General features: G+C 45.6%; 18 protein-coding genes. 11 read left to right on the forward strand and 7 right to left on the reverse strand.

Annotation, left to right across the window (positions count from 1 at the left end):
- Window position 1: 1 nt before the first annotated feature.
- From ACO6VX_RS13960 to ACO6VX_RS13975, 4 genes are all read right to left on the reverse strand, one after another.
- On the reverse strand, window positions 2-1,879 hold the full coding sequence (locus tag ACO6VX_RS13960) for an Ig-like domain-containing protein (protein WP_422458182.1): 1,878 nt from the start codon (window positions 1,877-1,879) through the stop codon (window positions 2-4).
- A gap of 363 nt (window positions 1,880-2,242) precedes the next feature.
- Window positions 2,243-2,962, reverse strand: coding sequence for a hypothetical protein (locus ACO6VX_RS13965; RefSeq protein WP_167423817.1), 720 nt, complete (start codon window positions 2,960-2,962; stop codon window positions 2,243-2,245).
- A 140-nt stretch (window positions 2,963-3,102) separates the two neighbouring features.
- Window positions 3,103-3,738 carry a helix-turn-helix transcriptional regulator gene (locus tag ACO6VX_RS13970; protein WP_010256756.1) on the reverse strand — a complete coding sequence of 212 codons (636 nt, stop codon included), beginning with the start codon at window positions 3,736-3,738 and terminating at the stop codon, window positions 3,103-3,105.
- A gap of 45 nt (window positions 3,739-3,783) precedes the next feature.
- Window positions 3,784-4,374, reverse strand: coding sequence for a helix-turn-helix domain-containing protein (locus ACO6VX_RS13975; protein WP_010256759.1), 591 nt, complete (start codon window positions 4,372-4,374; stop codon window positions 3,784-3,786).
- A 1,025-nt stretch (window positions 4,375-5,399) separates the two neighbouring features.
- Between ACO6VX_RS13975 and ACO6VX_RS13980 the strand changes: the two genes are divergently transcribed.
- The 11 genes from ACO6VX_RS13980 to ACO6VX_RS14030 all read left to right on the forward strand — a co-directional run bounded on the left by ACO6VX_RS13980 (window position 5,400) and on the right by ACO6VX_RS14030 (window position 17,048).
- Window positions 5,400-5,717, forward strand: coding sequence for a hypothetical protein (locus ACO6VX_RS13980; protein ID WP_010256762.1), 318 nt, complete (start codon window positions 5,400-5,402; stop codon window positions 5,715-5,717).
- Between the two features lie 9 nt (window positions 5,718-5,726).
- On the forward strand, window positions 5,727-5,948 hold the full coding sequence (locus ACO6VX_RS13985) for a hypothetical protein (protein ID WP_010256766.1): 222 nt from the start codon (window positions 5,727-5,729) through the stop codon (window positions 5,946-5,948).
- A gap of 94 nt (window positions 5,949-6,042) precedes the next feature.
- Window positions 6,043-6,573 (forward strand): fimbrial protein, encoded by a 531-nt coding sequence (locus ACO6VX_RS13990; RefSeq protein ID WP_010256772.1) that lies wholly within the window; start codon window positions 6,043-6,045, stop codon window positions 6,571-6,573.
- A gap of 62 nt (window positions 6,574-6,635) precedes the next feature.
- On the forward strand, window positions 6,636-7,373 hold the full coding sequence (locus ACO6VX_RS13995) for a fimbrial biogenesis chaperone (protein WP_033759838.1): 738 nt from the start codon (window positions 6,636-6,638) through the stop codon (window positions 7,371-7,373).
- A gap of 25 nt (window positions 7,374-7,398) precedes the next feature.
- The gene (locus ACO6VX_RS14000) at window positions 7,399-9,990 is read left to right on the forward strand and encodes a fimbria/pilus outer membrane usher protein (RefSeq protein ID WP_346465485.1); all 2,592 of its coding nucleotides are present in this window, start codon (window positions 7,399-7,401) and stop codon (window positions 9,988-9,990) included.
- A gap of 12 nt (window positions 9,991-10,002) precedes the next feature.
- Window positions 10,003-11,058, forward strand: a complete 1,056-nt coding sequence (locus ACO6VX_RS14005; RefSeq protein ID WP_010256778.1) for a fimbrial protein — start codon at window positions 10,003-10,005, stop codon at window positions 11,056-11,058.
- Between the two features lie 58 nt (window positions 11,059-11,116).
- The gene (locus ACO6VX_RS14010) at window positions 11,117-11,779 is read left to right on the forward strand and encodes a response regulator (protein ID WP_422431674.1); all 663 of its coding nucleotides are present in this window, start codon (window positions 11,117-11,119) and stop codon (window positions 11,777-11,779) included.
- A 34-nt stretch (window positions 11,780-11,813) separates the two neighbouring features.
- Window positions 11,814-13,136: a TolC family outer membrane protein gene (locus ACO6VX_RS14015; RefSeq protein ID WP_010256785.1), complete on the forward strand. Its 1,323-nt coding sequence runs from the start codon at window positions 11,814-11,816 to the stop codon at window positions 13,134-13,136.
- 25 nt (window positions 13,137-13,161) lie between these two features.
- On the forward strand, window positions 13,162-14,421 hold the full coding sequence (locus tag ACO6VX_RS14020; RefSeq protein ID WP_022624194.1) for an HlyD family secretion protein: 1,260 nt from the start codon (window positions 13,162-13,164) through the stop codon (window positions 14,419-14,421).
- Window positions 14,422-14,437: 16 nt separating this feature from the next.
- Window positions 14,438-16,621: a peptidase domain-containing ABC transporter gene (locus tag ACO6VX_RS14025; protein WP_033786428.1), complete on the forward strand. Its 2,184-nt coding sequence runs from the start codon at window positions 14,438-14,440 to the stop codon at window positions 16,619-16,621.
- Window positions 16,614-17,048 carry a DcrB-related protein gene (locus tag ACO6VX_RS14030; protein ID WP_010256796.1) on the forward strand — a complete coding sequence of 145 codons (435 nt, stop codon included), beginning with the start codon at window positions 16,614-16,616 and terminating at the stop codon, window positions 17,046-17,048. Before ACO6VX_RS14025 ends, ACO6VX_RS14030 begins: the two co-directional genes overlap by 8 nt.
- Before the next feature lie 112 nt (window positions 17,049-17,160).
- On the opposite strand, the gene ACO6VX_RS14035 is transcribed toward ACO6VX_RS14030, so the two are convergent.
- The 3 genes from ACO6VX_RS14035 to ACO6VX_RS14045 all read right to left on the reverse strand — a co-directional run bounded on the left by ACO6VX_RS14035 (window position 17,161) and on the right by ACO6VX_RS14045 (window position 19,609).
- The gene (locus ACO6VX_RS14035; RefSeq protein ID WP_182505133.1) at window positions 17,161-17,658 is read right to left on the reverse strand and encodes a FidL-like protein; all 498 of its coding nucleotides are present in this window, start codon (window positions 17,656-17,658) and stop codon (window positions 17,161-17,163) included.
- Window positions 17,655-18,488 (reverse strand): winged helix-turn-helix domain-containing protein, encoded by an 834-nt coding sequence (locus tag ACO6VX_RS14040; RefSeq protein WP_022624197.1) that lies wholly within the window; start codon window positions 18,486-18,488, stop codon window positions 17,655-17,657. Before ACO6VX_RS14040 ends, ACO6VX_RS14035 begins: the two co-directional genes overlap by 4 nt.
- A gap of 200 nt (window positions 18,489-18,688) precedes the next feature.
- Window positions 18,689-19,609, reverse strand: a complete 921-nt coding sequence (locus tag ACO6VX_RS14045) for a substrate-binding domain-containing protein (RefSeq protein WP_033759854.1) — start codon at window positions 19,607-19,609, stop codon at window positions 18,689-18,691.
- Window positions 19,610-19,615 lie beyond the last annotated feature (6 nt).

The following is a 19,615-nucleotide window of genomic DNA, read 5'->3' on the forward strand; positions in this document are numbered from 1 at the left end:
TTCAGGCTTGCCTGCCATACAACCAGATACCGGCCAGCTCGTCCTCGGTGTTGTTCGTGATTTCCGGAGCCGCCGTGCTGGTGTCAACGGTAAAGCTCCAGTCGCCGTCTGCCTGCGGGCCTTCGTTGCCCGCCGCGTCCACCGCCGCGACCGTCAGGTCGTGAGAGGTGCCGTCCGCCATATCCTGCTCCGGCGTCCAGCTCCACTTGCCGTCCGCGTCCACCGCTGCGCTGCCGACGAGCTCGCCGTTGTCATAGATGTTGACGTGATCGATGTCGGCGGTTGCGTCGCCGGAAAGAGTCGGCCGCGCGTCATCGGTGACCGAGCCGCTGGCAATCTCGCCGGTGATCGCACCGACGTCGTCCGTCAGGGTGATGCTGTCGATGACCAGGCCCGAGGTCTGGTTATCCGGCGGCGTGCTGTCGCCGGGGCCGTCGATCACAACGCTGTTGCTGTTGCCCGCCTCGTCGGTGGCTTCCACCACGACGTCTTTGGCGTCCACGCCCGCCGGATTCGGCTGGATGCTCCAGTGACCATCCGCGTCCGCCACCGTGCTGGTCACGCTGTCGCTGACCGGATCGGTGATCACGATCACCGCGCCCGGCTCGGCGTTACCGGCCAGCTCGTCCTCGGTGTTGTTCGTGATTTCCGGAGCCGCCGTGCTGGTGTCAACGGTAAAGCTCCAGTCGCCGTCTGCCTGCGGGCCTTCGTTGCCCGCCGCGTCCACCGCCGCGACCGTCAGGTCGTGAGAGGTGCCGTCCGCCATATCCTGCTCCGGCGTCCAGCTCCACTTGCCGTCCGCGTCCACCGCTGCGCTGCCGACGAGCTCGCCGTTGTCATAGATGTTGACGTGATCGATGTCGGCGGTTGCGTCGCCGGAAAGGGTCGGCCGCGCGTCGTCGGTGACCGAGCCGCTGGCAATCTCGCCGGTGATCGCACCGACGTCGTCCGTCAGGGTGACTGAGTCACTGACAATGCCGGAGTTGATGTTATCTGGAGGAGTTATGTCCGGTCGGGAACCGTTGGACGGCGGAGAGACATTACCCGCAGGATCGACAACCACGATAGTTACGTCGGTATCCCCTTCATGGACAGGGTTAGGCTGGATACTCCAGTCACCATTTTCATCAACTACAACCGTGGTGGTTTCACCGGTACTGCCATCGGAAATAACCACAGTTGAACCAGGTTCTGCTTTACCTGAGATTTGTTCATCATCATTGCTATTTATAACCGCCGCTTCTGGCGAAGAGGTGTCAGTAAACTCTTCAGTCAGGCTACCGCTATTGCCCGCACTATCAGTTACCGTAACAGTGACGGTGCCATTTGGTTGTGAAGTCGGTGCTTCCACATACCAGTTACCTTCACTGTCCGTCTGGGTCGTGATCTGGGTGCCATCAGGCAGTTGAATGACAACCTGTGAGTCAGGGCTATTCGATGTTCCGGAAAACTCTGGACGACCATCATTATCACTGTCCGCAACAGGATCAAGTGTCACCGATACACTCTTAGCGGAAGAGTCATGGCCACTGCTACCACGCCCGGACGCACCAATAGCAACGCCGCCTGCCGCGCCGCCCAGCAGCATAAAGGGCAACCAACCAAAATTGTTGTCACTGGCAGTCAGCGGATCGGCACTGGCATATCCTTCACCACCTAATACCTGTTCACCGCTCTGACCTTCAGTTAAAGCTGGCGGGTATTCAGCCACATCGCCGGAAGTCGGCACATATTCATAAAATTGACCGTTTTCGCCCAGCCCAATCAGATGAACGTTTTCATTATCATAATAATCTTCCAGCACAATATCAGGATGCTGAGAATCATCCTGGCTAAAGAAAAGCTGCAGATTATTGCCAACGCGCCTGGTTACAACCATTTGCGGAGCATGTCCTGTAGCGCTATCGATCAGTTCTATATTTAATGCACCCTGATGCGGAACTTTGATCGTTGTAGGATTTTCAGATTTTGTATCAACAGTGTATGAAGAGATAATACCCTTCACACCACGCAAGTTCACTTTCAACATAACAACCTTCTTAATTAACGAGGATTGATTAAATTCAATAGAAATAAGGCTTTCACAAACCCTTAATCTCTATATTCATATACTTCGAATAACCGTGATTTTATGACGAGATAATCTGCAATCCTGACATTGCTTCCAGCACAACTCTTGATTCTGGAGTCAGTGAACGGCATTATCAGAACTGATTAATAAAAAATATGGTGCCAGATTGCATCAATGCAGTGAGTATGCAGCGCCCTGAGCTTTACTGCTTTTATCAGCTATCTTCATAGCATTGCTCTGAGCATGACTACTGTCAGAATTTAATAGTGAAGAAGCCACCGGGTGATTCAATAGTTTTGACTCGCCCGCTTCAGAACAAGAACGTTCATTTACTACACGCGATAACGTACGTGATTGTGCTTTGAGACTGGTTAAAACAGATTCAGCTTCCTTTGCAGGCACCAGACGCGCCGTGATTTTCTGCTGATCATTTACCGCTAACTGATAGTAATAGCGCTCACCTGATTTCAGCGCTGGTGTGGATACTTCAATTTTTGCTGGCTGGACAAAATCATGCTGGCTGAACATGACGTCCAGTTTTTTCTGGCCAGGGCACACACTAATTTCAGTCCCTCTATCACCTGACATTACGCTCGTATAGTATTGATTATTAATAAATACGTTAACTAGGCGTTTTGATACGGCAGGATTTTTTTCATCAATACGGTAGACAATAATGTGCGCACGCGGGTCGCGTATCTGCTCCGGCGCCTTGTCAGTGTTGACCTCTTTAAACAACGATGGCGCAGGAGCGTTCTGCGATGGCGCCGCCTCAACATAATTGCAGTACAGGTAGCCTGTAAGTAATAAAACCATACTCAGCATTGCTCCCTGCATAAATTTAAAGGGACTATTCGATGCTTTGCATGTTAAACGTGAATTATTTTCCATATAACTCTCCTTAAGGTGCTTAACCTTTATATTTAAAACACCTTATATCCGATGTTGAACAGGAGCTGACAACTCCTTAAAAAATAAAAAATGGGAAATTTAAACAGCGCAGAAGGGTGAGCCTACGCCTCTGGATAACGTTAAATCTCATTTACATTGATAACTCCTTTGTAAAGTTCAAGCAACGAGACATCATTGATAAATGCATTAAATTCTTTATCTCCTTTCAGAGCGAACTTTCTCATCACATTATATTTATGTGCATAGATTGTTTTAACTGACAAATCTAACCTTTTTGCTGTCTGGATTACACTGTATCCTTTCTTCAAAAAACTAAGCACCTGAAGTTGCACCACGGTGATACGTGCAAATTCGCACCGTAAACAGTCTGAAGGCAGATATCCCATAACTCTTCCCTGAGTGTTTAACCAGGCCTTGGTTATTTTCTCAGTGATTAAACGTACCGAATCCCTTTTTGACACTTCAAGCAAAGATTGATAACAAAATGGTAACGGGTTTTTAATTTTCTCTCCGAAATCATCGGTAAATACCAATATGATACTGCCAGGCTTTCGCTCGCGATAAGCGGGTTGACACATATAAAGACGCCATTGCGAAACATTGATCAGGATGAAGTCAGCCTGCCGCAGGTTATGACTATCAAAACCTGATAAAAATTTTACTTCTGCATCAGATAGCAGTGCCTCCTCAATTACCTTTGATATGCCCAGTCTGAAGAAGTAATTGTCATCCGTACAAACCACATTAACATCCATTTTTTCCCTTCAGCATCACAAAATTCACGATGACAAATATTATATTCAGGTGAACTTACCGTTAATCAGTACCAATTCGCCTTTCTCTTTTAGTTCCTTGAGCACTCTGCAAATGGAACTTTTTGATAAATGAGAACTATTTTCAATAAGATATAGTGCTGAAAATCGTTTCTTTAAATGAGTCGGCAGTTTTTTCCATCTTTCAATCAAAGAAAGAACTTCATCATATGAGTTACTTTTTGGTAACTGAATGTAATTCATCAGATCAGAATACTGTCCTGATAAAATAGACATTGCGTCATTAAAAAGATCTTTCTCAAAAACCAATCGCCAGAACACGTCATAGTCAATGAAACTGACTTTTCCATAATCGACTCGTTCCAGATAGACTGGCGGCTCGTCTAAAGCTGGAGTGACGCCGACAACAAACGGAGCGGATAAGATATTCAAAACCTTATTCTCGCCTTTAAGTTTAAGTAAAAAATCGCCGTCAAGAATGAACATAACGCGACGTACATTATCTTTAGTCAAATGATAACGGCGCTTGCCTCTTGAAATTTCATCTGGATTAGCAATCTGCGTAAATCCTGCTAATGCATCGATGATCCGTTCATGATTTTCAGTCACTCTATACATATTAATTAACTCAATCTAACTGACGTATTGGTCAGTGATTAGCAACAATTCGTAAAATCAGTTTTTTATAGTCTCTTTCTCTTTCGCCTGGTGTACTCGCTTACCTGAGCTCGCCTCCATAACTCGGGCAGTTAAAAATAGTCTTTATCGGTTCCACTATAATAAAACCGCCCCAACAAAATTCAAAACCGCAAATACAAACAAATAAAGACACTCAGGCTAATAAAAGAAACAATAACCAGATCTTACACCATTTAAATGCTGTTTAGTTAGCACATAAATCTACTTTGTGGCACCTTACAGGCAGTGTTATAACTTTTTTCCTAAAAAAAGAATTTCCCATTACCATTTGAAAGATGATGTTATGAGCATGCTATTTTAAAAGCCCGTATTTAAACACCTCTCTCAATTTTCCAGCATGGCTGAAAAGAAACAAATCAAATTGGCATCAATGTTAATGCTCCTTACTAAAGTTACGCTGTCAGGCAGCATTGCATGGAAGGAATTAAACAACGGCACCCATCGAACAGATACTTAAATTGATTATCTTTATATATTTAGTTTTTTATCCTGATAAATATAATTTAATTAGCTTAAAGCACCAGAAACTGGCAAATGGGATTTTTCCCTTTTTAATTCCACTTCTCAAATGACTTCACATTCAGGCAAGTGAAATCATTAACTCATGGCTTTATACACAAGCTTATTCATAGATAAATCAGTTTCACTGAACCGCGTTCATGGCATGCGCTTCCCGGATGCCAGATAATTTTAAGCATCAGGCATAAGCAGTGCTGTTAATGGTTAAATCACGCATAAGAATAATGTACGCTCAAAAAATTCCAGAATACTAACAGCAGTTAATATTATGTAAAAATATAATAGCCATATCCTTGCTTACGATAACAAAAGAAGAATTATGGATGTTTTACTATTTCATTTTTTATGACCACCCATTCTAATAGCGCCGTTCGCTAGAAGCGGCATAAATAATAATATTGAAAAAATGATACATGGAGATATCGATGAGAGAGTTAACATCTTTTGAAATGCAAAACGTTTCAGGAGCAGGTTTTTTTGACTTTATTGGCGCTGTAGTTGTCGGTGCCGTTACGGGTATTAGTTCTTTTGGTCTTAAATGGGGAATGAGTGGCGGAAGCACCGGTGGCGTGTTAGGCGTTGGTATTGTCTCTGCCGGTGTAGGTCTGATTGTCGGCGCAGTCCTTGGTCTTGTTGATGGTGCTTTATATGGTGCTATGAATGGCTGGGATAGCACGGCAGGCTGGTTTAACGCGGTCGTTGAAAACCAGTTTGATCCTAATGCATCTGTAATTACAGCTTAAGGAAACAACATGCGTGAATTGAACAATAAAGAAATCGAAGGCGTTAGCGGTGGTTCATTAACTTCGGTGATCCTGGATTTCTTTAAGCAGCTAGGCGCAAGCTCAGAAGAGAAAACTGAATGGACGCGCCCAGACTCCATTCCAGCAGCGAACCCGGTTAGTGGGTCTGCCTTTGGCATGGGTATTGTTGGTGTCGCAGCAGCAGTCGTATTTGGATTGCTGATTTTCTAATTCTCTTGTGAGGAATGAATCCTCCAGGGAAGTGAACGATTATTAAACCGTTCATTAATTGATGTTATTAATTATTTTATACAAAGGAAAGTATATGAAAAAGTTATCTATGGTTGCTCTTGGTCTGATGCTGGCTGCTGCTCACGTTAATGCTGCTGAAGCTTCAGATGGCACCATTAACTTCACAGGAAATATTGCGTCTCAGACTTGTACTGTAAGCGTAAACGGCGGCGGCAGCACTGCAACCGTTACACTGCCTAAAGTAGCAAGTAGTATTTTAAGCACATCTGGTCAGACTGCAGGTAACACTCGCTTCACTATGGCGCTGAGCAATTGCTCAGCTACGACTGGTGACGTGTACGCTTACTTTGAACAAGGTGCCAACGTCAATGCTGATGGTCGTTTGACCAATACTGGTACTGCAACGAATGTTGACCTGCAGCTGCTGGATAGCGGAAATGGCGTGTTGAACGCGGGTAGCACTGAGCAGACCACCTCTCCAAAAACTGTCGCTCTGACTGCTGGTGCAGGTACTCTGACCTATTCTGCTCAGTACTATGCAACTGGTGCAGCTACTGCTGGTACCGTCTTATCAGCTGTGAACTATTCAATCAATTACCTGTAATTGATTATGGTGGGAGCATCTGTTCCCACCTCCCTTCCTCTATCATCATTTCTGTCAAAATCATGAAAAAAAAAAGTTTTAAATTTTTGATCTCCTGTCTGCTGGCTTTTACGGTGACCTCATCGGCTTTTGCCAGCGTGACGATTATCGGCACCCGGGTAATCTACCCCGCAACAGAAAAAGAAGTCACAGTCCGCTTAGATAACCATGGCAATCAACCTGCGCTGGTACAGGCCTGGATTGACAATGGAAATCCTGATGAAGCACTGGATAAAATAAACGTACCGTTTGTCTTGCTACCGCCTGTTTTCCGTATGGAGGCTAACAAAGGACAGACATTACGTATCGTTTATACCGGTTCAAACCTGCCCAAAGATAAAGAGTCGGTATTCTGGCTTAACGTACTCGACATCCCTCCTCGCGATAAAAGCCTTGCGAATCAAAATCAGTTGCAAATGGCTATTCGTAGCCGCATCAAAATTTTCTTTCGCCCAGCCCGGTTCGATGCGATGCAAGCAACAGAAGCAGCGTCGGGTCTTATCTGGCATCAAGGGGAGAAAGCGAATCAGCTGACAGCAACCAATAACTCTTCGTTTTACGTCAACGTTTCACAGATCAATGCCGAGGATAACGCGGGGCGAAAAGTAGTCAGTGAAAAGGGAGATATGCTTGCACCAGGCGAAACAAAAAGCTTCTCCCTAAAAGGATTGAACGCAAATCAAATAAAAACAAACTTTCATTATCAATATCTGGATGATTATGGCGCTGCACGCAATGTAGACGCCAAAATTAGTCAGTAACTTTGGTAACTCATCAGGGGTAATAATGATGGCAAGGATGATTAAAAATAATAAACCAACGGCAAAAATATTTTACCGATCTTTTCTGGCGCTTTTTTTAACTGCATCAACAGGCGCCGCATTTGCAGAAAATTCGTATGATTTTGACGAATCATTTGTGAAGAATCTACCGGGCGTTAAAGTTGATGTGGCCCGCTATGCAACCGGTAACCCTATTGATCCTGGTACTTATACGCTGGATATTTTCCTGAATGGTCGTCAGATTGGTCGGGAAAATGTTCAGGTCATTCGTGAAGGGGCGGGAACCAAAGCGTGCCTTTCCTATGATCTGGTCAAAAGCTTGTCACTTAAGGACACAGTTTTTAGCCCGGGACAAGCTGAAAATTTGCGCTCTGGTAAACAGTGTATGGCGCTGGAGGAGGTGGTTAAAGAGAGTCATGCAGCTATCAATTCTGCCGATATGCAGATGGATATCTCAATTCCGCAAATTTATCTGTTGCGATCTGCGCGCGGCTACGTTGCGCCAGAATTCTGGGATAAGGGTGAAACAGCACTTACGCTAACCTATAACACCAACTATTATCGCTCTGTAAATCACGGTCAGCCATATGACTCATTTTATGGCCGTGCACTGGCGGGTTTTAACCTTGGCGGATGGATGTTCCGTCACGATGGTTCTCTCAGCTGGCAACGTCAAAAAAACAACGAGTATCATCATTACGATGCAATTAATACCTATGTCCAGCGTGATATTCCGCAAATAAAATCACGGCTGTTATTAGGTGAAGGCAATACCAGTGGCGAAATTTTCGATACGCTTTCTTTTCGTGGTGCGCAAATATCTACAGTTGACCAGATGTGGCCAGACTCTCAGCGAGGCTATGCACCAGAAATCCGCGGCGTAGCCCGAACCAACGCTCAGGTAACTGTATCGCAAAATGGCAACAAAATTTATGAAACGACGGTTTCACCAGGCCCTTTTAATATCACCGATCTTTATCCTACAGGCTACGGTGGTGATTTAGACGTGACCGTGAAAGAAGCTGACGGCGGTGAGACCCGTTTCTCAGTTCCTTACGCAGCGATGACGCGTCTGAAACGTCCGGGCATGACTTTTTATAGTCTGACCGGTGGTGTATCCCGAAAAGACAATATGGTTTATACACCTTCGGTCTATCAGGGCACTATTCAGCATGGTTTTAGCAATAGTCTGACCGGTTACTCAGGTATTCTGGGATCAGATAACTACACCTCTGTGCTGTTGGGAGGTGCATTTGGTTTACCTGTTGGTGCGATCTCACTGGATATTACTGGGGCTCAGACAAAATATGGTGATGAGAAAAAGCAAGGTGTAAGTTATCGGGCAACTTATAGTAAGAAGGTTTCTCAGACTAACACGAATTTTACTCTGGCGGCTTACCGCTTCTCATCATCCGGTTATTACAGTTTTGATAATGCATTACAAATCAATAACTATTATAAAAAAAATCATAAAAACAGTTCGTCAAATTATCTTTCGCGCCCCAAACAACGTTTTTCTATGACGGCAAGCCAAAATTTTGGGGAGTCATATGGGAATATCTATCTTACTGGTTTTGTTCAGAATTACTGGGATTCTGCCGGAACAAATACGCAATTTCAGCTGGGTTACAATAATACAATTGGTCGGGTCTCCTATACTTTATCAGCAAACCGATTATTATATTCAACCGGCGGGCATGACACTCAACTGTCACTCGACTTCTCGGTGCCAATTGGCAGCGATAGTCAAAGTTATGTAACCGGAAGTGCGACACATAATAAACAAGGTGTGAATGCACAAACAGCAGTTAATGGTGTTCTGGGTGAACATGACCAATATAACTATAACGTTGGAATAGCGCGCGATACTGATAATGAGAAGTCCGGTTCAGTTAGTGGGCAGTACCGTTCGCCCTACAGTATGCTGACGGCGTCTTATACTAAAGGGGAAAACTATTATTCTGCCTCGGGTGGTATCAGCGGTGCGGTAGTCGCTTTACCTGATAGCATTAATTTCAGCGCTTATCAGTCTACGACTTATGCTGTTGTTACCGCAGAAGATGCAGAGGGCGCGCGTGTACTCGGCTATCCCAATATTGTGTTAAACGGCAGCGGCAAAGCTATTGTGCCAAACCTTAACCCGTACCGGATAAACGAACTGGCCATCGACCCAAAAGGAATTCCACTGGATGTTGAGCTTGAATCAACTCAGCAGCGCGTTATTCCTGTTGAGGGTGCAGTCGTCAGACTTGATTATAAAACCAGCAAAGGAAAGCCACTGTTAATTCGGGCTAATCAGCCGAACGGAAATGCCTTGCCATTTGGTGCAACGGTTAATGATGAAGACGGTAACCTTATCACCACTGTTTCACAGGGTGGTCAGATTTATGTGAGGTTAAATAAAGATGTCAGCCGCCTGCATATTTCCTGGGGTAAAGCAGCCAGTGATAAGTGTCTGGTTAACCTGGAGTCCGGTATTGTTAATTCCAGTGAAAACAACACCCTTGCAAGGCTCACAACAACATGCAGCAGCGATCAATCAAAACCTGTTCGCTACGTGTCTAACGGCGAAATGAACAAAGATAATCAGGGTTAATCGGGTGACATTATGATGTTTATTAACTTTAGAAGGACACTGACCAGAATAGTCAGCATCATGATTATGGTATCTGGTTTCGTCATGCTAGCACCAATTAATGCGAACGCGGCAGATGATGTCACACTGACGTGCAAAAAATCTCTTTCTGATGCGGTATTAGATTTCCGCTCACTGGGGATAAATATTTCGGCAGCTGTTCCGGTGGGCACGGTCGTTTATAGTGGCAATTTAACAGTCACGTTCAAATGTGCCCTGGATAATCTGCAACAGTTTTTTGATGGTTTAACGGGAGAAGTGTACTTAAAGCGTAAAACAATTGCTGAAGATGCACTCGGTTATGGCTTAACCATTTATACCGGTTACGGTGGTGAAATGTCCACCGACGCTGCCAATATTCCTACCGGCAACAAGATCGCTACTTACGCGTTAACCAGTGGCGGTACAGTCGGTGCTTATACTGATGTCACATTGAATGTGCCTTTTCAGATTGTGCGGACGTCAAACTCGATGGCTGGCCCCAATTTGCTTCCGGACTATGTCAACGTATTTGATGTAGGCTCATTGGTACCAGGAAATGACCTGAAACTTTATGTCAGATATATTAAAAGCGGCATCACTGTGAGGGATCAAACCTGCTCAGCAGCAGGCGATGTTAACCCGAGGGTGTCATTAGGGAGTTACACAGCGAATACCAGCAGTGGGTTGGGTTCCGGTATTGGACAAACCAGCCCATCTACCGCTTTTAATCTTCAGCTTAACTGTGAGGCACTTCTTTCAGGTACCTTTGACGTTATGATGCAGTTGGATGGGGATGCGGCTGATGGGCTATCGGATGTCGGCGTAGTTTCTCTGAACTCGACCTCAACTGCCAGCGGAGTGGGTGTTCAGATTCTGAATGAAAGTCAGCAACCTGTTGCACTGGCAGCACCATACAGAGTTGCAGCTTATCCACTGTCGTCAGCATTGATAACAGTGCCCTTATATGCACGTTATTACCAGACTGCTGCCACAATAACCCCTGGTAGTGCTAACGCAGTTGCTACCTATACCATTAGTTATCAGTAACCATATGGGCTCTTGGGACCCTTTACCAGACTTTATAAACTGAGAAAGGATTTTATCAGTGGATAGGCCATTAAAAGGAAGGAGGTTTAAAGTTGGTGTCTCTGATGAGAGTCCTTTTATTTTTTATTCAATACAAAAAATACTCTCAACCGGATTTCACAACCTGGACATTGCAGCATACCCGGTAGAAGCAGAAAATCTTTTTGTAAAAATGAATAGCGATCCTCCTGATATATTAATTACTGATTTTTGCTTTAACTTTGAACGTAATGATTTGAACGGCGTTAGAAAGCTAGAAGAAATTTACAACCATAATGCTAACCTTAAAATCATTATCTTTACGGCACAGAATAGCCCGGCCATTTTGAAAAGAATATTGCAAATTCCGGTAAATGCAATAGTGAGCAAACGTGATGATATACGGGATCTGGTAGAAGCTTTGCACTGGGTTTGCTCATCGAATTCTGAAATATTTTATTCAGAAAAGATGAAAGATCTGGCGCATTCTGCTTCAGAGGAGCCCGCACAGACTCTTTTATCACCCGCAGAAGTTGAAGTAATCAGACTTTTTGCTATCGGGTACAGTTTAATGGAGATAGCTAAAGCACGTAAACGTAGTATCAGTACGGTTGCAACGCAGAAATATAACGCCATGCGTAAACTTCAGCTGCAGTCTAATACTGATTTGATTAAATATGTCTTTGCCCAGCAACTCATTTAATTTCGGGCTTAATTTTTAAGAAACAGCGAGCATCATGAAATTTTATAATTTTAAAATTGCATTTATTGTACTGTCCTGCGTGCCATTTGGATCTTATGCGACCAGCTTACAGCAGGCTGCCCGAGCCGCATTAACCTATGACTCTGCATTGCAATCCAGCCAGATGACCAGTGAAGCCGATCAGCAAAAATACTGGCAGGGTATGGCCGGAATGTTGCCCACATTGACGCTCGAAGGAAACTGGGATCGTCAGGAACAGCCGGATAAAAAATATCAAAGTGGTGTAACAAATCACAGTTACGATCTCAGTGTCAGACAACCCCTGTTTGATATGAGTAAATATGCTGGCTGGCGTAAAGGCGTTGCTATTGCCAATACCGCTGAAGCCCAGTCAAAAAAAGCTGAAGAAAAGTTATTAAATGCGATCAGTAATGCCTACTTTTCGGTGCTCTATCAGCAGGAAGTTTTACAGGCTGCGAAAGCTGCCAGTCACAACTTCAAACAACAGCAGCAAAAACTGCAGGCCGGTATTCTGAATGGACAAAACACTCGTACAGAGCTGGATGAAGCTAAGGCCAATTACGCTCTTGCTCAGGCCAAAGAAATAGAGGCGAGTAGTCAGTTATTGCTGGCTGGAGAAGCATTTCGTCGCTTATCGGGTGTCAGCCCGGACACTGTCGAGCCGGTAAACTTTCAGTGCCTTAACGCTTCGCCCTACGCTTCTTTAACTGATGCGATTAATGCCAGCCAGCAACGTAACACTGAAATCAAAATTGCCCTGTTTCAGAATGATCAGGCCGATGCTGATGTATTGGCTGCAGATGGCGCACATATGCCTGTCGTGTCACTTTACGCCAGATATGGCAAAAACTGGAGCCGTAACGATAACGACGATAATTTACTTTATGATGCTATTTTTGGCACTAACTCTAAAAGTAATAATCTGCAGTATGGCGTTAACGTTTCTATTCCATTATTCGCGGGTGGCAGCCAGATTTCACAATCTTATGAAGCAGCCTATCGCCGTCAGGCAGCGAAATATTCCACCATGGAAGCACAACGCAAAGCGGCTACAGATACACGTTCAGCATGGCTTAGTCTTACGAATGGAAAAGCGTTAATCAACGCGCAGAAAAATGCCGTCGAGTCTTCACGCGAAAAAGTGGTGTCTGTTCAATATGGCCGGGAAATGGGTTTCCGTACGGTAAATGATGAGCTTGATGCTCAGCAAAAATATTTTAGCGCACTTAAAGATCAGGCTGAAGCTCGCTTCAATTACCTGAACGCCCTCATTAATCTGGCACAAAGTACCGGATCACTATCAATCGACATGCTGAATTTTTTTCAGTGCCGTTAATCCCTTACTCATGATGATTATATAAATGGAACAGTCACTATTCCGTCAGGAGGCACTTGATGCAGCCAACCGTGGAAACCTGGGTATCGTGGCGCTCTATTGCCCACCTTATCGCTGGTTAGTTATTTCCGTTGTAGTGCTGATCACTGCCGCGACAGCGCTGTTTTTTATATTTGGCAGCTATACAAAATATGAATCCTCTACCGGAGAACTGCTGCCTAAAAATGGCATGCTGATCATTCCGCCCCCCGTAAGCGCTACGGTGGTCGATATTCCGGTAAAAGAGGGCCAGCATGTTGAAAAAGACGATGTGCTGATGGTGTTGTCATCAGAGGTTTCTACACAGTTAGGTCAGACTCGTCAGGTTATTGCCGAGAATCTGAAAGGCCAGCGTGAAAGGCTTCAGCAGGATCTGGTGACACTTGAAAAGCTTCATCAGGTTGAAATGAAGGGCCTGACCGACACTATCGCCAGTCTGAAACTGCAGCAGGAGCAGTTGAAGCTGCAACTGACACACCGTCGGAAACAGGTTTCCCTGGCGAAAATGCAGTTGGACAAGCTGGAAGCCATGCACAACGAAGGGTATGCCTCAAGCCGTCAGATGGAAGAGCAGGAGTCTAATCTGCTCGATAGCCAGGCGCGCTACCAGGAATATCAACGTCAGCTGTTGGACATCTCGCAAAAAATTGTTCAGACCGAGCAACAGCTGCATGAAAAACCGCTGGATGACGAGAAAAAGCGTAACGATATCGAGCGCCAACTGGCTGATAACCGTCAGTCGATGGCTGAAAATGAAGCGCGCCGCTCGTTTGAATTACGTGCGCCTAAAAGCGGGTATGTCGGCATGATTATGGTCAAAAATGGACAGATGCTCACCGCCGGTCAGTCAGCCATAGCAGTTTTGCCAAGCAATACTGAACTGGTCGCCCGCATCATGGTAAACACGCAGTCCATTGGTTTTATCCAACCGGGACAGCGGGTGGTGCTGCGCTATAAAGCGTTTCCTTATCAAAAGTTTGGTCAACAGTATGGAAAAGTTATCGAGGTTTCACGCACCGCTCTGTCTCCTCAGGAAGTCACTACGTTAACCGGCAAAAACAATATTCAGGAACAGCAGTACCGCGTGCTGGTCTCCCTGGATAAACAATCAATTACTGCTTATGCGCAGAATGAAAAACTCAAGCCGGGTATGGCGCTGGATGCTGATTTTATCGTCGACAAACGTCGTCTTTATGAATGGGTGCTGGAGCCAATTTTTGCGCTTGGACACAAAATCTCTCTCTGATTAAAAGGTCTGTTCTGTGTTGTTATTAGAGAAACTCAATTTTAAATGGTTTAACCGCCTGCCGATGATTCGTCAGTCACAGGCGACGGAATGTGGTCTTGCTTGTCTGGGGATGATTGCCAATTACCACGGTCATGAAATCGACATGATCACCCTGCGTCGCAGGTTCGCAACGTCGCTTAAGGGTGCAACACTTAGTGATGTCATTGCCATGGCACAACAACTCAATATGAGTTCCCGTGCGTTACGCGTTGATATGGAAGAGCTGTCTAAATTACGCATGCCCTGCATTCTGCACTGGGAATTGAACCATTTCGTTGTGCTAAAAAAAGTGCGCGGCAATAAGATCACGCTTCACGATCCTGCACGCGGCATTCGGGAACTGACATTTAAAGAAGCATCACCGGCGTTCACCGGCGTTGCACTGGAGCTGGTTCCCTCCTCCACTTTTGAGGTCAAAAAAGAAAAAGAAAGCATCTCGATGATGAAGCTGGTGGGCAGTGTGACAGGGGTGAAATCTGCCTTTGCTCAGGTGCTTATCCTGTCCATCGCTCTGGAACTTTTCGGCGTACTCTCCCCCTTCTTTATGCAGTGGGTGATGGATATGGTGCTGGTCTCCGCAGATTACTCGCTACTCTCCTTGCTCGGGATCGGCTTTATCATGATTGCGTTGTTTCAGACCATGATTACAGCGCTGCGCTCATGGGTGATGAGCTGGTTCTCAAGCCAGCTCAGCGTGCAGTGGACGGTCAATGTCTGTCACCATATGTTAAAGCTGCCACTTGAATGGTTCGAATCCCGTCACGTTGGTGACATTCTGTCCCGCTATGGCTCGCTGAACACCATCCAAAGTACGCTGACCAGCCGCTTCATTAGTACTGTGCTGGATGGGGTAATGTCGATCGTGACAGTAGTGATGCTGTTTATCTATAACGCTAAGCTTGCCTGGCTGGTAATTGGCCTTTTTGTCGCCTATGCACTGTTACGCTTCATGGCTTATGATCCTGTTCGCCGCGCTAACGAAGAGCAAATCATCAGTTCAGCCCGCACGCAATCTTCATTACTGGAAACGCTTCGCGGTATCCAGGCAGTAAAAACCAATAACAAGCAGGTGCCTCGTCTCTCCGCCTATATGAATTTCCTGGTGGATACGACCAACAAAGGCATTGTGATTCAGAAGCTTAACATTTTGTTTGGTTCCGCCCAGGGATTGCTCACTTCTGTAGGCAGGGTAGTACTGGTCTGGCTGGCTGCGCTGCAAGTACTGGATGGCAACTTCTCTGCAGGTATGCTTACCGCCTTTATTAGCTTCTCCGATCAGTTTATGAGCCGCGGTGCAGGTCTGATCAACGCCGTAATCGACTTCAGAATGCTGCGTATGCATGGTGAACGACTGGCCGATATCGTGTTGTCAGAAACTGAAGTCAGCTCAGAAGCCAGTCCGGTACTGGTGAGTAAAGATACGCATGATGAGACAGAAACGCCGCAGGATATCAAACTAACGGATATCCGCTTCCGCTATGCACCTACCGAACCCTGGGTAGTAAATGGTGCCAGTCTGGAAATTAAGGCTGGCGAAAGCGTTGCGATTGTCGGCCCTTCAGGTCAGGGAAAGACCACCATGGCCAAAATCATTCTGGGTCTGCTGCACCCGGAAGGTGGAACAATCACCGTGGGCGGAATGGACATTACCCAGACAGGACTTGAACACCATCGTAACCGTATCGGCTGTGTTATGCAGGATGACATCCTGTTCTCAGGCTCGATCAGTGAAAATATTAGCTTCTTTGATAATAATCCTGACCACGCAAAAATTACCCGTGTAGCACGCCTGGCGCAAATTCACGGCGATATCATGAAAATGCCGATGAACTATCAAAGCCTTGTCGGTGATATGGGATCGTTTCTCTCTGGCGGGCAGCTGCAGCGTATTCTGCTAGCTCGCGCCCTCTACCGCGAACCAAAAATACTGGTACTGGACGAAGCAACCAGTCATCTGGATATCTATAACGAAGCACAGATCAACAATGCAATAAAGCAAATGAAAATCACCCGAATCATGATTGCACATCGCCCGGAAACCATAAGAAGTGCAGATAAAATCGTCCTGTTAAATAACGGTACGCTCAGTGAAGTTACCGCAGAGCAGTTATTTGGCCAGACAGAAAAAACTAAAGAAATGGAGATTACACATGGATAAAAATATTTGCCGGTTTAGCGAAGGTATGATTACTTTACCGGAAGGCTACTGCGAGCGAACCCTGAACACGCTGGCGGATCCCCGTTCAGCGATGCCACCCGTCACTATTTCTCGTGATAAACTGGCCAATCACAACAATCCAGAAGAATATATCAGCAGTCAGCTTGCTATTCTGCAGAGACAAATGAAAGACTGGCAGCAGCAGGCAAATCAACCCGTGGTGTTGGGCGATAATCTGAGCACAGGCATCATGATTACTTATGATTTTCTGCGCCCGGATAATATCCGGCTTTATCAAAAGCAGGCGATTTTCACCTTAAACCTGGAGGATGTATTAATTTTCTCTTTGTCAAAGGCTGCCCCCCTGACCGATGAAGAAATTCAGCTGTTTAATAATATCCTGAAGAGTTTCCAGAGCTGGCCCTGATACTTTTCCTCAGCAAAGCCTGACGACATAACGTTAAAAGAAAAACCGGGCAGGATAAACCCTTCCCGGTTTCATGCATTCTGAACACCGCTAAATTAGCCGTTTACAGAGCTTAGTAACGCTGGCAGGTAAAGAGATAGGAGATCGGCCCACCGATAATATAGGTATTTTTATCAATCTTATCGACATCCAACTGCAGATGCGTTGGATCCAGCGTGATCTCTGCTAACAACTTATTAAAGATGACATCAGGGGTAGTATCAGTATTCGAAGTGACAACTTTGCTGATCTGATACCGGTAAGTATCATCGGAAATTTTAGCGCCATTGATTAATGCAACCCTTCTGTTAAGAATAGTAACACCGTCATTGCTCGTTGCCTGCCCATTCAGCAACAGATAGCCTGAATCCTTTTGATCAAAACGTAAATCCTGGGCAACAGCGAACTCAATTCGTTTATCGTCATTACGACTGAGATCGTAACGGCTAAATGCTGAGCAGCGAAAAGGAAAATCTTTGGCCTGATGTGTTAAGTAATAAACCCCTGCAAAAGTCACCATTAATAGCGCAGCCAGCATGAAGATAATATTAATACCAATGCTCCGCTTCATCCCATTCTCCAGTCAAGATAATAAAAATTGTCGCATGAGATGATATGACCATCGCTATTAATTTTACACGATGAAAGAATTGTTCTTCCGAAATTCTTAGTAGTAAAAGAGGTGTTTTTATCAAAAATAATCCGGTGACCCGCATCGCAGGTTTGATTATTTTCCCTTAGAATTTGTACTATTTGCTTACCCAATGCCTGTCGTTCAACCTCATCCAGACCCTGCAATAATACTGCTTCGCAGCCACCTTCAAGTTTAATGGCACTCATTGGAATAATTTGCTCGTCAGGACGCGATACCGTGAAATACCAGAGCACCATGCCCAGCAATATCAGAGCAACAGAAGCAAACCAATATCGCCGGGTGACGTTAACGGACGTAGCTGGCAGCTGATTACCGGGCGGAGTGGCAGGCAGGACAACGTTTTCAGCAGACCCTTCAGTTATACTTCCTTCCGATATGTCATCAGTTAAAACTTCCGTCACCCCCATGACCGGGGCTGATTGACGTTCAATTTTAATATCGGTATTCAGGCGTATACCAATTTTCGGGATGGTGATAATCAGATTTTCACAGCCATAAGCCGCGAGTGCCCTGCGCACAATACTCAGATATTGATTCAGATTACTATTCGATCCACGCAGGCCATATTTATCCCAGACCTCGGTCAGCAACGTATCACGCGCCAGTATTTCTCCCCCGGAATTCAGTAACTGCTCAAAAAGCCGACCTGAAGAAATACTGAGGCTCAGCGATTCCTGAGTAGGAATGTGGCTAAGCGTGCAGTCATCAGAATTGTAAGAAACCTGATCATCGATTATGTAAATCATTAAGAAATCACTGAATTTCCGCTCATTTATCGACAGTATAATTCAGCTTATATGAAGAAGCACTACAGACGCGTTAATCAGGCGATTAAGGAAATTTTTACAGATTAGCCAGCAGAACGGGCCGGGCAGAGTGCGTCCCTGCCCGGCAGCTGGTTAATTATTTAAGAAACGACAAAGAATCATAAGGTTAGCGGCGATTTTTATGGCTGATTAGCGGCAGCAAACTCCGCATAATTACTTTGAGTAATGGTTTTATAGGGGATCCAGTTCAGTGATTCGACTTTCTGTTTGTCCAGTAACGCTTTCACGACTTTCACAGCGCCTGTCGCCTGCCCTTTCGCATCCTGGAAGATAGTCAGCGTCATCTTTCCATTTTTGACGAACTGCTGGCCATCTGGCGTGCCATCGATCCCGGCAACCAGAATGTGGCTGTTTTTCGCCTGATTCAGCGCCATAATCGCCCCGATAGCCATTTCATCATTATTGGCGGCGATTGCATCGATTGGTCGCTGATTAAGCAGCCAGCCCGAAACTACGTCTACCGCTTCATTACGCTGCCAGCGTGCAGTCTGTTTTTCGATTACCGCCATTTGCTTATATTTAGCGATCACCGCTTCAACAGCACGCGTCCGTTCCCGCGCTTCTTCATTTGATAATGCGCCCATTAAAATGGCGACATTGCCCCGATAGTTCATCTGTTTTGCCAGCGCTTCCATCTGCATCTCACCCCCCAGGGCAGAGTCAGAACCGACATAGGCCATACTGGACGGTAATTTCACTTCCGGTTTACGGTTAACAAACACCAGCGGAATGCCCGCCGCTTCTGCCGCTTTCACCATCGGCAGTACGCCCTGTGTATCGACCGGGTTGAGAATAATGGCATCCACGCCCTGATTGATAAAATCTTCAACCTGCTGTACCTGAAGAGCTACATCCCCTTTGGCATCGACGAACTGCCCATCCATTTTCAGCGCTTTTATCTCACCCACCATCTGCGTCCGCAGAATCGATACGAAGTTAAGATCGAAATTAGCCAGTGCGACACCGATTTTAGGTGTTTTAGCCCAGGCGGTAACGCTGATCATCAGGCTGAGCAGCAGTGCTAACATTTTGGTTTTCATCGCGTA

Origin of the sequence: Pantoea sp. BJFS-204 (assembly GCF_049310725.1) — a bacterium.
GTDB lineage: Bacteria > Pseudomonadota > Gammaproteobacteria > Enterobacterales > Enterobacteriaceae > Pantoea > Pantoea agglomerans.